12 protein-coding genes, 1 tRNA gene and 1 pseudogene are annotated in these 12,014 nt (G+C 59.7%); 7 read left to right on the forward strand and 7 right to left on the reverse strand.

All coding sequences use genetic code 11. From position 1 onward, the window contains the following. Positions 1 to 89 precede the first annotated feature (89 nt). Positions 90 to 1,289 carry an acyl-CoA dehydrogenase family protein gene (locus DI396_RS15865; protein ID WP_110797368.1) on the forward strand — a complete coding sequence of 400 codons (1,200 nt, stop codon included), beginning with the start codon at positions 90 to 92 and terminating at the stop codon, positions 1,287 to 1,289. Positions 1,290 to 1,692: 403 nt separating this feature from the next. Here DI396_RS15865 and DI396_RS16475 read toward each other — a convergent pair whose 3' ends face one another. The 5 genes from DI396_RS16475 to DI396_RS15885 all read right to left on the reverse strand — a co-directional run bounded on the left by DI396_RS16475 (position 1,693) and on the right by DI396_RS15885 (position 6,033). Further along, on the reverse strand, positions 1,693 to 1,842 hold the full coding sequence (locus DI396_RS16475) for a hypothetical protein (protein ID WP_162617256.1): 150 nt from the start codon (positions 1,840 to 1,842) through the stop codon (positions 1,693 to 1,695). A 172-nt stretch (positions 1,843 to 2,014) separates the two neighbouring features. Next, positions 2,015 to 2,090, reverse strand: a tRNA-Thr gene (locus DI396_RS15870). A gap of 76 nt (positions 2,091 to 2,166) precedes the next feature. Continuing rightward, positions 2,167 to 3,714, reverse strand: a complete 1,548-nt coding sequence (locus DI396_RS15875; RefSeq protein WP_110797370.1) for a heme biosynthesis protein HemY — start codon at positions 3,712 to 3,714, stop codon at positions 2,167 to 2,169. A gap of 10 nt (positions 3,715 to 3,724) precedes the next feature. Continuing rightward, on the reverse strand, positions 3,725 to 5,236 hold the full coding sequence (locus tag DI396_RS15880; RefSeq protein ID WP_110797371.1) for a hypothetical protein: 1,512 nt from the start codon (positions 5,234 to 5,236) through the stop codon (positions 3,725 to 3,727). A 50-nt stretch (positions 5,237 to 5,286) separates the two neighbouring features. Next, complete coding sequence (locus tag DI396_RS15885; protein ID WP_110797372.1) at positions 5,287 to 6,033, reverse strand: uroporphyrinogen-III synthase; 747 nt, start codon at positions 6,031 to 6,033, stop codon at positions 5,287 to 5,289. A gap of 146 nt (positions 6,034 to 6,179) precedes the next feature. Between DI396_RS15885 and tsaD the strand changes: the two genes are divergently transcribed. From tsaD to DI396_RS15905, 4 genes and pseudogenes are all read left to right on the forward strand, one after another. After that, a complete protein-coding gene (tsaD, locus tag DI396_RS15890) occupies positions 6,180 to 7,277 on the forward strand; it encodes a tRNA (adenosine(37)-N6)-threonylcarbamoyltransferase complex transferase subunit TsaD (RefSeq protein WP_110797374.1) in 1,098 nt (365 codons plus the stop codon). Continuing rightward, the gene (locus DI396_RS15895; protein ID WP_110797376.1) at positions 7,274 to 8,224 is read left to right on the forward strand and encodes an NAD(P)H-dependent glycerol-3-phosphate dehydrogenase; all 951 of its coding nucleotides are present in this window, start codon (positions 7,274 to 7,276) and stop codon (positions 8,222 to 8,224) included. The genes tsaD and DI396_RS15895 overlap by 4 nt, the downstream gene beginning before the upstream one ends. A 2-nt stretch (positions 8,225 to 8,226) precedes the next feature. Then, positions 8,227 to 8,499 (forward strand): YciI family protein, encoded by a 273-nt coding sequence (locus tag DI396_RS15900; RefSeq protein ID WP_110797377.1) that lies wholly within the window; start codon positions 8,227 to 8,229, stop codon positions 8,497 to 8,499. Then, positions 8,499 to 8,621, forward strand: a pseudogene (locus DI396_RS15905) (EVE domain-containing protein); the annotation flags it as partial. The gene DI396_RS15900 and the pseudogene DI396_RS15905, both read left to right, overlap by 1 nt. A gap of 303 nt (positions 8,622 to 8,924) precedes the next feature. Here DI396_RS15905 and DI396_RS15910 read toward each other — a convergent pair. Next, the gene (locus DI396_RS15910; protein ID WP_110797379.1) at positions 8,925 to 9,359 is read right to left on the reverse strand and encodes an EVE domain-containing protein; all 435 of its coding nucleotides are present in this window, start codon (positions 9,357 to 9,359) and stop codon (positions 8,925 to 8,927) included. Positions 9,360 to 9,752: 393 nt separating this feature from the next. Here DI396_RS15910 and DI396_RS15915 point away from each other — a divergent pair, with 393 nt between their 5' ends. Together DI396_RS15915 and DI396_RS15920 are read left to right on the forward strand one after the other, a co-directional pair. After that, positions 9,753 to 10,772, forward strand: a complete 1,020-nt coding sequence (locus DI396_RS15915) for an amidohydrolase family protein (protein ID WP_235851913.1) — start codon at positions 9,753 to 9,755, stop codon at positions 10,770 to 10,772. Between the two features lie 103 nt (positions 10,773 to 10,875). Then, positions 10,876 to 11,718, forward strand: a complete 843-nt coding sequence (locus DI396_RS15920; protein ID WP_110797380.1) for a flagellar motor protein MotB — start codon at positions 10,876 to 10,878, stop codon at positions 11,716 to 11,718. A gap of 4 nt (positions 11,719 to 11,722) precedes the next feature. Here DI396_RS15920 and DI396_RS16480 read toward each other — a convergent pair whose 3' ends face one another. Beyond that, positions 11,723 to 11,872, reverse strand: a complete 150-nt coding sequence (locus DI396_RS16480) for a hypothetical protein (RefSeq protein ID WP_162617257.1) — start codon at positions 11,870 to 11,872, stop codon at positions 11,723 to 11,725. Positions 11,873 to 12,014 lie beyond the last annotated feature (142 nt).

Below are 12,014 nucleotides of genomic sequence, written 5' to 3' on the forward strand. Positions count from 1 at the left end.
AAACTTCTGGAGATCGGGGCGGGCACCAGCGAAGTTCGCAAGATCATCATCGCCGAAGAACTTTTGCGCGCCTGAGGGAGGACCCAGCCATGACCAAGCAATTACGCAACGATATCGACCTTCCGACCCATTTCATGACGGAGGAACAGCAGGCGCTGGCCGATCAGGCCGGCAAGTTTTTCATGTCCGAGTTCCATCATCTGAACGCGGAAATGGACGACACCGATGATCTGCCCGCCTCGGTTTTCCCCAAGCTGGGCGAGATGGGCTATCTGGGCCTGACCGTGCCGCCGGAATTTGGCGGTGCCGGGCTGGATTTTACATCGGCCTGCATCATTACCCAAGAACTATCGCGCGCCTCGGCCGCCATCGGATTGACACACCTGGCGCATGACAACCTGTGCGTCAACAACATCTACCGCAACGCCAATGACGAGTTGCGCCGCAAGTATTTGCCGGGGCTGTGCAACGGTACGCTGATCGGGGCTTTGGGCCTGACCGAACCCGGTGCGGGGTCGGATGCGCTTGGCTCGATGCGCACGACGGCGAAGAAGGATGGCGACGATTACATCCTGAACGGGGCCAAGATCTATATCACCAACGGGCCGATTGCCGATGTGGTGCTGGTCTATGCCAAAACCTCGCCCGAGAAGGGTGCCAAGGGCATTTCTGCCTTTATCGTGGAAACCGATACGCCCGGCTTTAAAGTGGCGCAAAAGCTCAACAAGATGGGGTTCCGCGGCTCGCCCACCGGCGAATTGGTGTTCGAAGATTGCCGTGTGCCGGCCAAAAACATGGTTGGCAAATTGGACGGCGGTGTTGCGGTCACGATGTCGGGGCTGGATCTTGAACGCGCGATTGGCAGCTTCAGCGCGCTCGGCATTTCGCAGCGGGCGCTGGATATTTCCATCGATTACGCCAAGACGCGCCAGCAGTTCGGCAAACCGATTGCCAGCTTCCAAATGGTGCAGGCGATGTTGGCGGATATGTATACGCGCCTTGAAGCGGCGCGCAGCCTGTCCTTGAAAACCGTTGCCATGTGCGAAGGTCTGGAAGAGGGCGAAGGCGGACGCGGCGAGATTCACAAACTGACCGCCGCCGCGATTTTCAAGGCCGCCGAGGTGACGTCATTCGTGCTCGACAAGGCCGTCCAGATCCACGGCGGTTCCGGCTATATGCGCGATACCGAAGTGAACCGGCTTTACCGGACGGGCCGCGTGCTTGAAGTTGGCGCGGGTACCCAAGAGGTGCGCAAGCTGATCATCGCTGGCGAACTTTTGAAAGGCTGAGAGGGTGTCGCCAACCTGTTTTCACCCATTCGATTGCGGACTACGCGGCGGCCAATAGAAGGCTATTTCAAGCTTTTAGTCGTTCGAAAGATCGACAGCCTCGGGTCGGGTGAGACTGCTTTGTTCCGCGAACGGGAGACCGGCGCCCCCTTTCCGAGGGCAGCGCTTCCATAGGGAACGGTTGCATTAGATACCAAAAATGCCCGCCGTTCGGGGCTCACCCGATCACCCGCAAACCAGCTAAGGTCTTCCGACTCGATCAGAGCCGGTCTATGCCGCCAGCCTTCAGGCCGCGAGCCAACCGATCGTCCCGTGCACCCAAGCGTCCGGCTCCCTTGCGAGACGCGCAGATAAGCTCCTACCGCCTTTGCCCAGTCATCGATGGCCGCGTTATCGGGTTGTTCTACCCGTGACGCGGGAGGTGCATCATCTGGGTTTCATCGACTTGAGCCGGAAGGAACCAGAGACCGTCGTTCAAAGCGTTCTCATCCTCCTCGGCCTCCATGACATGATCGCCGAAACCATCATGGAACGTATCTGCCTTCGGCTTCATATGCGCAAAATACTGAGCCTTTAGCCGCTAAAGCTGCCTCGCGCGCGCATGGCTCGCGCCGGACAAGCGTCCGACGCCGAAATCAAAAAGCTCAAAGGAGGATGGAGAGGTGGATTTATAGAAGCTTCATTCCACTTTATTCATTTATAAGCATGGCTTTAGAAGAATTCTATGGTGCCGCTGAAGGGACTCGAACCCCCGACCCCATCATTACGAATGACGTGCTCTACCATCTGAGCTACAGCGGCCTTGGGGCGCCTGGCCCCTTGTGGACAGCGCTTTACCACCGTGATCTGCGGCGTAAAAGCAAAATCTGCGCGCGGGTCAGGCTTTGCCCGGTAGGATTTCCGCTTCGAAAACATCGCTATCGTCCGCGCTGCCCTCGGCTTCTGCACCGGAGGTTCGATCCGCGTCACCCTTGGGCGATACGTCGGGCGCTTCGCTCTCCGGCACTTCTTCGGCATCGACGATGTCTTCGGCCTCCGAATGATCCTCGAGCGCACCCACGATCAACGGCAACATTGTCGCGCCCGCCGCGCCCATGATTTCGCTCTCTTTCGGGGATCTCCAAGTCAACGTGTCCACGCCTTGGCATTGATCGCACACCGGCATCCATTCGCCATGCACATGATTACAGTTCTCGCAAACCCATTGCGGCCCGCGCGGCGCGCTCAGCGCACGGGTGAGCCACCCGCGCACCACGGCATCGGATGCACCTTCGCCGCGATCAATCGCTGCCATGATGGTCAACACCCGCGCATCCGGCGCAGTTTCCACAAGATCCCCCAACGCACGGCGCGCCGCAGGAAAATCTTCGGCGGCAATGTTCAGTTCCGCCATCAACAATTTGGTCTCGCGGTGGTCGGGCTTGATCTTGGCCAATTGGCCAAACCGTTTGATCCGTGCCTGCGGCGTCTCTTCGGGTTCAATCGCGGCAAAAGCGGCGGCCAAATCCGGGTGCGGCTGCGCATCCCATGCCTTTTTGATCACCCGCACCGCGTAGCGTGGCTTGCCCTGTTCGATATACCCGCGCGCGGCCATAACAGCGGCGGGGATCAAATCCGGAGAGAGGCGGTTGGCCTCGATCGCGGCCTCGCGGGCCGAAATATCATTGCCCTCATTCAGGATATCCTTAGCCTCGGAAAGCGCCAGAACCGCATCGCGGCGTTGGTGCACATCGCGCGGCAGGGTGCCGTATTTCAATTTCGTGCGCAGGGTTGCGCGGGCGCCTGCCCAATCCTGGGCGCGGGCTTGCAATTGTAACAATGTGTCCTGCGTTTCGGCATGTTTGGGTTTCAGCGCATGCGCTTTTTCCGCCAATTTGCGCGCCGTCTCCATGTCTCCGGTGGCGAGCTTTTGCTTCATGATCCCGCGCACCCCGACAAAACGCGTGCGATCATCCGCCAGCAGGCGTTTGTAAACGGTCTCGGCCTTGCGGGTATCGCCAACCATTTCCGCAGCCTGCGCGGTAATCAGGTTGGTCAATTCCGGCTTGCGCAGGTATTTTTCCGCCTTCGCGGCCTTGGCCATGGCCACATTGCCCTCTCCGGAGGCCAAAGCCATCACGCCCTCAGACAGGGCCTCGAACCCCTTGCGTTCACGGTTGCGGTCGAAATAGCGGGTCAAGGCCGTCTCGTCCCCGTTGATGAATTTGAGCAGCGCCACCGCAAATGACACCAGCTTGAGCAACACCCAGACCAAAGCCACCAGAACGATCATCGCCAGCACCGCTTTGAGCGGCGTGAGGTTCAATTCGATCCCACCCAAAGCAATGCGAACCCCGCCTTGCATATCCAAAAGCGCCGATGCGCCCAGGGTCGCCGCCGCCACAAGGGCCACGAATAGAATAATTTTTACCACCGACCACAGCATGACGTTATCCTCAATTCTGGTTCAGGTCTTGCGCCAGCGCATTCGCTGCCGCCACCGCATCAAGCCGCATCTGCGCAGCAGAAAGCCATCCGCTCATCCGGGCCCGTGCCGTTTCCGGCAGGGCCGCGATTTCGGCCAATGTATCGTTCAAATGTCCTGCCTCAAGCGCCGATTCTGCGCGCGACAAAATCGCATCCGGGTCGTCGCCTTCGCGCGGTTCCAAAGACCGTGCGCCAAGTTGCGCTTTGAGGAAACTGGTCAGGCCCGCACCGGCATCCGGTCCGGCATCCTTGCGCGCCTGCGCGAGTGCGGCGCGTGCGGCCGCGGGGAATTCATCGCGTAACCCCGCCATGGTCGGCACGCCATCGCGTGCCAGGGATGACAGCGCGCCTGGCACATCAACGCCAGCGGCCTCCAAATCGCCCAGCGCCGGCGCGAATCCCGATCCGCTGTCCAATGCGGCCTGCACCCGTGCCAATGCGGCCCGCGCCAGCGTGGCTTGGGCGGCCTCTTCGGCGCTGGCCTCCGCATCGGCGGCCGCTTGCGCTGCGGCTTCCAAGGCAGAACGCTGTTCTGACATCGAGGCCTGCAACGCCTCCAATTCAGCTTCATAGGCTTTGACCGCCTCCGGCGACAGCGATGACGACACGCCCGCAGCGGACAATTGGGTCAACCGCACCTCCAGTTCCGTCACCCGATCCGACAGCGCCGATATCTGCGTGCCCGCAGCGGCGGCGATCTCTCGCACTTCGGTCAATCCGGTTTCCAACGCGGTCGTGTCACTTTGCGGCGCAGGGGCGGATTGCAATGCCGACACATCCTTGCGCAGCGCATCAAGCGCAGCCGTATCCGGCGCAGGCGCATCTAACCAAGCATAGGCCGCGCCAAACCCGATGCCCGCCGCGATAACACCGCCAAGCAAGGCAGGGAAAAATCCGCCCGCCCCGCGCGCAGGATCGGACACGGCGACCCCCACCGGCAACTCCGATGCCGCCTCTGGCGCCAATGCGGCATCCGCAGCATCAAGATCGACACGATCCGGCGCGGTGCCCTTTTGCGTCACTTTGGCCTCGTTCGAGGATTTCTCATCGGCGCCGGTGGCTTTTGCGTCGTCCGATGCTGGCTGAGAAGCGGTCCCTGAAGCCGCCGGATCTGACGCCAGCGGGCCAGAGGTCTCATCATCAGACGGTTCCGCCCCCACATCTTGCCCGATCTTTTCAGCCGCCGCTTTCGCGGTGTCTTTAGGTGGTGTTTCGTTCGGATCAGCAGCGGTTGCAACGCTCCGGTCCGACGTTTTTGCCGGTTTTTCCGCCGCCGGTGTGCCGGTGCCTTTCGAAGAATCGGCCTTGATCGCCTTGTTAACGGCCTCAATTTTGGCCGCTGAACCCGTGGTATTGGCAGTGTCCCGCTCCCCTGCGTCCACCTCCGGCACAGCCGCTTTCGCCTCGGCATCTGCCGGTTTTTCGGTAGTATTGCGGGCTGTCGCGGTGCTCTTGCTGCTGGGTTTGCTGGATTTTGCCACCTGATCCGACCTCTGATTCTCGAAAATACATTTATCTGTGCTGTGTTAGCCTAATGCGCGGGGCGACGACCCTCAAGGCGCGCAGCTGCGTCACTCAGTCTCTTTAGTCCGTCTAACATCGCATTCCTGTCTGGCACATCCGCCACCAAAAGCCGGTCTGGCGTAAAATCCCCAAGCCCCGATGCGGCAGCGTCACTGATCGCCAAAACCCAAACCGTCGGCATAAAATCCCCGATCCGTGCCAAACGCGCCGCGCCGAGGGGCGAAAAAACGGGCGCGATGATCGGACCGTCCTGCGTGCGATGTTCGGCTAAAAGGGCCTTATGTTCTGCACTTATAGCCACATCCCTTTGTTCGTAAAGGATCGCTTCGTCGCATATCAGCCCACCCGCAGTCAATCGCTCTGCCACGCGCCCGCGCCCCTGCGCCCCACGCAGATGCAGCAACGGACCCTGCGCCGGGGCCTGCAAAATCATCGCGACCAAGGCCTGCGCATCGCCCTGCGCCGAATGCGCTGCCATGCCCAAATCCGCCGCCGCGCGTGCCGTAGCATCACCGACACAATAGGCAGGCAAATCTGTCCGCCCGCCCGCGTCTCCATAGGTTGCCACGGCGTTTTGCGATGTGAACACCACACCGCGATAGGTGCTCATGTCCGGCAAGGTGCCGCGAGGCGCGATTTCTGCCAACGGCGCGATCATGACCTCGGCACAGTCTGGCCCGAGGCTCTGCCGCACCTCTTGCGCAAATCGCTCAGAAGCCGCGCGGGGCCGTGTCAGGAGGATCAAAGCAGTCATGGCAGGCCGATATTGTTTGGAACGCCCTAAGGTGTTACCTGCCCCTCACATGGCGTGCAACCGCACCCGCCCGTTCGCCCAATGCCAACGGCATTATTCCCGCCGCCACCCGGCGGCCCCTGCGCAACCTGCAAGAGACACCGCTGATGCCTGCTTCGCCCCTCACCCTTCTCGGCATAGAAAGCAGCTGTGATGACACCGCTGCCGCCGTGGTCCGCGTAGGCCCGCAGGGCGCGGAAATTTTGTCATCTGTGGTGGAAGGACAAATGGATCTGCACCGCGATTTTGGTGGTGTGGTGCCGGAAATCGCCGCCCGCGCCCATGCTGAAAAGCTCGACATCTGTGTGCGGGCCGCTCTGGATCAGGCGGCGCTGGGGCTCGGTAATCTTGACGCCGTGGCGGTCACTGCCGGGCCGGGGTTGATCGGCGGGGTTTTATCCGGCGTGATGTGTGCCAAAGGCATCGCAGCAGGTGCCAGCTTGCCGCTGATCGGGGTTAACCACCTGGCGGGGCACGCTTTAACGCCGCGGCTGACGGATGATGTGGCCTTTCCCTATCTGATGCTCTTGGTCTCCGGCGGACATTGCCAATTTTTACTGGTGCGCGGAGCACAGGATTTTACCCGCCTTGGCGGCACCATTGATGATGCGCCCGGCGAAGCCTTTGACAAAACTGCGCGGCTCTTGGGTCTACCGCAACCGGGCGGACCATCCGTCGAGGCTGCCGCCAAATCCGGAAACCCCAAAGCCCATCGCTTTCCCCGCCCTCTCTTGGATCGTGACGGGTGCGACATGTCCTTCTCCGGATTGAAAACCGCAATTCTACGCGCCCGCGATGCCCGCGTGGCCGATGCCGGCGGGCTGACGGTGCAAGATCAAGCCGATTTCGCCGCCAGTTTCCAAGCCGCGATCACCGATGTATTGACCGAAAAAACCCGCCGAGCTTTGACGCTTTATCTGCAAGAAGCACCTGCAGCGCCGCTTTTGGCCGTTGCCGGCGGGGTTGCGGCCAATGGCGCCATCCGCACCGGGCTCGAACTGTTATGCGCCCATATGGGCGTTGCCTTTTCCGCCCCGCCTTTGCGCCTGTGCACAGACAATGCCGCGATGATCGCTTATGCAGGCGCGGCGTTGATGGCCGACGGCGTGAGGCATGACATGACCCTTGCCGCGCGCCCGCGCTGGCCTTTGGATCAAAATCGGCCTGCAATGCTGGGCAGCGGGAAAAAGGGAGCAAAGGCATGAGCATAGCCATCCTCGGCGGCGGTGCATTTGGCACGGCACTGGCCGTGGCCGTCGGGAAAACCCGTCCGCTCACCCTATGGGCGCGTGAAGCCGCGCCTTTGATCAAACACCGCGAAAGCCCGCGACTGCAGGGCGTGCGATTGCCCGATGCTGTCACCGTGACCGGTGATCTGGAGCAAGCACTTGGTGCCGACACGATTCTGTTTTCGATGCCGATGCAGAGCCTCGATGCGTTTGCTGCGCCGATCTCTGCGCCGCTGGCTGGCAAGGCGCTGGTCGCCTGTTGCAAGGGCATTGACCTGCGCAGCCTGCGCGGCCCTGCCGCAATCCTTGCGCAGCATTGGCCGGATGCCATTCCCGCCATTCTCACCGGCCCGAGCTTCGCCGCAGACATCGCGCACGGTTTGCCAACCGCGCTGACCCTCGCCTGCGCCGACGAGACGACGGCACAAACCCTACAGGACCAGCTTTCAACGCCGAGCCTGCGGTTGTATCGCACGGCGGATGTGACGGGGGCTGAGCTTGGCGGCGCGCTCAAAAATGTCATGGCCATCGCCTGCGGCGCAGCTATTGGCGCGGGCATGGGCGACAGTGCCCGCGCCGCCGTGATCACCCGCGGATTTGCCGAGATGACCCGCCTTGCGGTGCACTTGGGTGCACGGGCGGAAACATTGACCGGCCTGTCAGGCTTTGGCGATCTTGTGCTGACCTGCACCTCGGAACAATCACGTAACTACCGCTTTGGCCTTGCGTTGGGGCGGATGGAACGCTTTGATCCCGACATCACCGTCGAAGGCGTTAAAACAGCTGAAGCGGTCACCAAATTGGCCACAACAACCGGTGTCGACATGCCGATTTGCCAGATGGTCCACGAAATTTCCGGCGGCGGAACCAGCGTCGCCGAAGCAATCCAATACCTACTCAACCGCCCCCTCAAGGAGGAATAACCATGCTCATCGCCCTTATGGCCAAAGACAAACCCGGCGCGCTCCAGACCCGTAAAGACAACCGCGATACCCATCTGGCCTACATCAAGGACACCGGAGTGGTGCTTCAAGCGGGTCCGCTTTTGGACGCAGAGGGTCAGATGGCCGGTTCATTGGTAATTCTCGATGTCGAAGACATGAGCGCCGCCGAAAGCTGGGCAAAACATGATCCCTATGCCATCGCGGGGCTGTTTGAAAACGTTACCCTCACCCAGTGGCACAAGGTCATCGGCTGATACGTTATTGGTTGTTTAAATCCGAACCTGACACTTGGGGTTGGTCCGATCAAAAGGCCAAAGGCGAGGTGGCTGAGGAATGGGACGGCGTCCGCAATTACGAGGCACGCAACGTCAGGCGTTAAATGGCCGTGAGGGATCGCGGTTTTTCTACGTGCCGGAAGCATAGTGAACCCACCACTTAAAAGTGATTGAAGATCAATATCTTGAGCGCTTCAAAACGACCGATCCGAAAACTGCCCCTAACCTATGGGGCAGTTTCCATCTTTTTGAATACGTAATCTGGAACCTGCACGATTTCCATCTCGCCGTGAACCAGCACACGAAGGAAGCCATCTGGAGCTTATCACAAGAAGTTCGCGCTCAGTCGAGGTGCCAACCGCAGGTGGCTTTTTCAATCCGTCGCGGTATCGTCAATGCAGTCCCTATCCGGGCTCAGAGGCAAGACCACCCATCTCGCACAGGATGCGCCATTCTTCATCTTCTACAGGCTGAACCGAAAGGCGTGAGTTCTTGACCAAAACCATTTCCGAGAGACGTGGATCCGCCTTGATCTGATCGAGCGAAACAGGCGTCGGCAAGCTTCGGATCGCTTTAATGTTAACGCATTCCCAGCGTGGGTCTTCCGTCGTGCTGTCCGGATGCGCTTCGGCAATAACCTCCACGATACCGACGATCACTTTATCTCGCTGCGATAGGTAAAAGAAGCCGAGGTCACCCACCTTCATCTCGCGCATGAAATTGCGCGCCTGGTAGTTGCGAACGCCATCCCATTCTTCACCCGCATCGCCCTGCGTGACTTGATCCTCCCAAGACCAAGTAGATTTCTCAGACTTGAACAACCAGTAGTGTTTTGACATTTGAGCGATCCTTCCTTCTTACTACTATCCAAGGCCAAGCGGATAGCAATTGCAATATCGCAGGATTCCGTCGAGTGGCAGCTCCGGGCCGTGAGCGACTGGCATAAACTGCTGCCTTGGCCGTACGGGGCGGCGGGGATGAACGCAGGCGATGATTTTGGAACAGATCAAATCCGATCCGCGCGCCCCAACCATGGTTCTTGTCACATCCGCGCGCCTCTCCGTGCAGCCGGCGCACGCGCAGGAATGGTGCATTATATGCAAAATAGGCGGCGGGGCGCCATAAACGGCCGCAGTACGGACTATCATTTTTCTGGCGTGCTGCGCGACCCTATGCCAGTCTTCTCCCGAAGACCGCGCCCGCAATGCGGCGCGAAAAAGGCAAGCAGACCCATGGCATATCCACCCCGCGAGATGATGAAGCATGTGATGAACCGGCCGGAATGGCTGGGCAAATTGCGTGAAGACATCCTAGAGCCGGACCTGCCGGTCATCGATCCGCATCACCACCTATGGGATCGGCTTGGTCCCTATTTTTGCGATGAACTGCTGGAGGATCTCTCCTCCGGCCATAATATCAAAGCCTCGGTTTTCATCCAATGCCGTTGGTCGCACAAATCCGGTGGGCCGGCGCATTTGCGCCCCGTGGGCGAGACCGAAGCCGTCGCGCGCGTGGCTGCGCAGGCCGCCACAAAAGCGCCCTCCGTCAACGCCTGCGCCGGAATCGTCGGGTTTGCCGACCTGACCAAGCCTGACGTTCTGGACGAAACTCTGGCGGCACATAAAGCTGCCAGCTCCCGTTTCAAAGGCGTTCGCCACATCACCGCAGTAGACGCCGGGTTTGACGACGCCCTGCCCGACATTGATCCCGGGGTGATGATGCAAGAGGATTTTCGTGCCGGATTTGCCAAGCTGGCTGCGCATGGGTTGAGTTATGATGCATGGCTCTATCATCCACAAATCCCGGAATTTACCGATCTCGCCCGCGCCTATCCCGACACGGTGATGGTGCTTGATCATTTTGGCGGACCGCTCGGCGTTGGCCCCTATCGCGGAAAATCCGACGACGTGTTCACCGATTGGAAGGCTTCGATGACCGAACTGGCGACGTGCCCCAACGCCCATATAAAATTGGGCGGCTTGGCGATGGATGTGATCGGGTTCGACTTGCATGATCAACCGCTGCCGCCCTCGTCTGGGGAAATGGCCCGGCTCTGGCGGCCCTTTGTGGACACCACCATCGAGCTTTTTGGCGCAGAACGCTGCATGTTCGAAAGCAACTTCCCCGTTGATCGCGGATCCTGCGATTATCCGGTGCTGTGGAACGCGTTCAAACGGCTCGCTGCGGGGGCCAGCGCAGATGAGAAAACCGCGCTCTTTCACGACACCGCAGCCAAGGTGTATCGCCTTTGAACTAAAGCCTGTTTTTTAAAACCTGCTGCAATAGCACAATGTTAAGCGCCCAGTAAGCGCGCCGCTGATAGCTCTGTTCTCGGGTGAATAACGAGGTGGTGAAATGAGCGGAAAAAGCAATGTTGCGCCGATAATTATTAAGCGGAAAAAGATCATCGCGGGTGGCCATCACGGCGGCGCGTGGAAAGTGGCCTATGCGGATTTCGTGACCGCAATGATGGCGTTTTTCTTGCTCATGTGGTTGCTGAACGCGACCACCGAAAAACAACGCAAAGGCATCGCGGATTACTTCAGTCCGACAATCCCGATCAACCGTATCTCTGGCGGTGGCGACGGGGCCTTTGGCGGCGACAGCGTGTTCTCGGAATTCACCTTGCCCAAAAACGGCACCGGCGCGACCAATCTGCGCCCGACCGCGCAAGCCAAGGCGCGCGGCGAAAGTGGTGTTGTGGCGGACGGCGAGAATCGCGCCGCAGAAGAAGCAAGCTTTAAAGCAATGGAAGATGCATTGATGGGCCGCGGCGGCGAAAGCATGGCGACGCAGGAACAGCTCAAACATATTGTCACCCGCGTCACCGACGAAGGCTTGGTGATCGAACTGTTCTCGCTCGAAAATGCACCGCTGTTTGACCCCGAAACCGATTCTCCCACGGCATTGTTGGAAGACCTCGCGCGCATGTTGGCGAAAATCACCAACTTGGTGGAAAACCCCGTGGCCGTCGAAGGGCATGTGCGGTCCCAACCCGTGGTCTTGGCCAAAAATCCAGTGTGGGAAGTTTCGACCAAACGCGCCGACATGATGCGCGTGCTGATGGAGAAACAAGGCATGAACCGCCAACGTGTGCAGCGTGTCACCGGCCATGCTGATCGTGAACCGGCGCTGGGAAATACAATGGCGATCCGCAACGACCGGCTTGAGGTCACCTTGCTGCGTCAAAACATTTAGGAACTCAGGCGCGCTCTTGCCGCGCGATAAGAACGGTCCGTGCCGCACGAATCAAATTGCCGGCACGTGGCCCCGACCCGAGGTCGCGCGGAATCCGCGCCCGCCGGAACAGCCGCAACGCACCAACAAGACATTGATAAATAATCAGTTTCATTTAGTCCCGCGTTGAAAAATCGACAGTTCGGACCCAACACCATGCGGGGACGGAAATAGGTTGCATTGTACCTATTAGCCGCCTGTTAAGCGAAGCGCCCTAATGCTGATGCCAGACGAACGGGTTGATACAGCAGAAAGGC

Origin of the sequence: Litorivita pollutaquae (genome assembly GCF_003205515.1) — a bacterium.
Taxonomy (GTDB): Bacteria; Pseudomonadota; Alphaproteobacteria; order Rhodobacterales; family Rhodobacteraceae; genus Litorivita; species Litorivita pollutaquae.

What these genes read in the sequence shown, in the direction of transcription:
- DI396_RS15865 (WP_110797368.1), top strand. Translation starts at nt 90, where the DNA reads ATGACCAAGCAATTACGCAACGATATCGACCTTCCGACCCATTTCATG.
- DI396_RS16475 (WP_162617256.1), bottom strand. Translation starts at nt 1,842, where the DNA reads ATGAAGCCGAAGGCAGATACGTTCCATGATGGTTTCGGCGATCATGTC.
- DI396_RS15875 (WP_110797370.1), bottom strand. Translation starts at nt 3,714, where the DNA reads ATGCTGTGGTCGGTGGTAAAAATTATTCTATTCGTGGCCCTTGTGGCG.
- DI396_RS15885 (WP_110797372.1), bottom strand. Translation starts at nt 6,033, where the DNA reads ATGACTGCTTTGATCCTCCTGACACGGCCCCGCGCGGCTTCTGAGCGA.
- tsaD (WP_110797374.1), top strand. Translation starts at nt 6,180, where the DNA reads ATGCCTGCTTCGCCCCTCACCCTTCTCGGCATAGAAAGCAGCTGTGAT.
- DI396_RS15895 (WP_110797376.1), top strand. Translation starts at nt 7,274, where the DNA reads ATGAGCATAGCCATCCTCGGCGGCGGTGCATTTGGCACGGCACTGGCC.
- DI396_RS15900 (WP_110797377.1), top strand. Translation starts at nt 8,227, where the DNA reads ATGCTCATCGCCCTTATGGCCAAAGACAAACCCGGCGCGCTCCAGACC.
- DI396_RS15910 (WP_110797379.1), bottom strand. Translation starts at nt 9,359, where the DNA reads ATGTCAAAACACTACTGGTTGTTCAAGTCTGAGAAATCTACTTGGTCT.
- DI396_RS15915 (WP_235851913.1), top strand. Translation starts at nt 9,753, where the DNA reads ATGGCATATCCACCCCGCGAGATGATGAAGCATGTGATGAACCGGCCG.
- DI396_RS15920 (WP_110797380.1), top strand. Translation starts at nt 10,876, where the DNA reads ATGAGCGGAAAAAGCAATGTTGCGCCGATAATTATTAAGCGGAAAAAG.
- DI396_RS16480 (WP_162617257.1), bottom strand. Translation starts at nt 11,872, where the DNA reads ATGAAACTGATTATTTATCAATGTCTTGTTGGTGCGTTGCGGCTGTTC.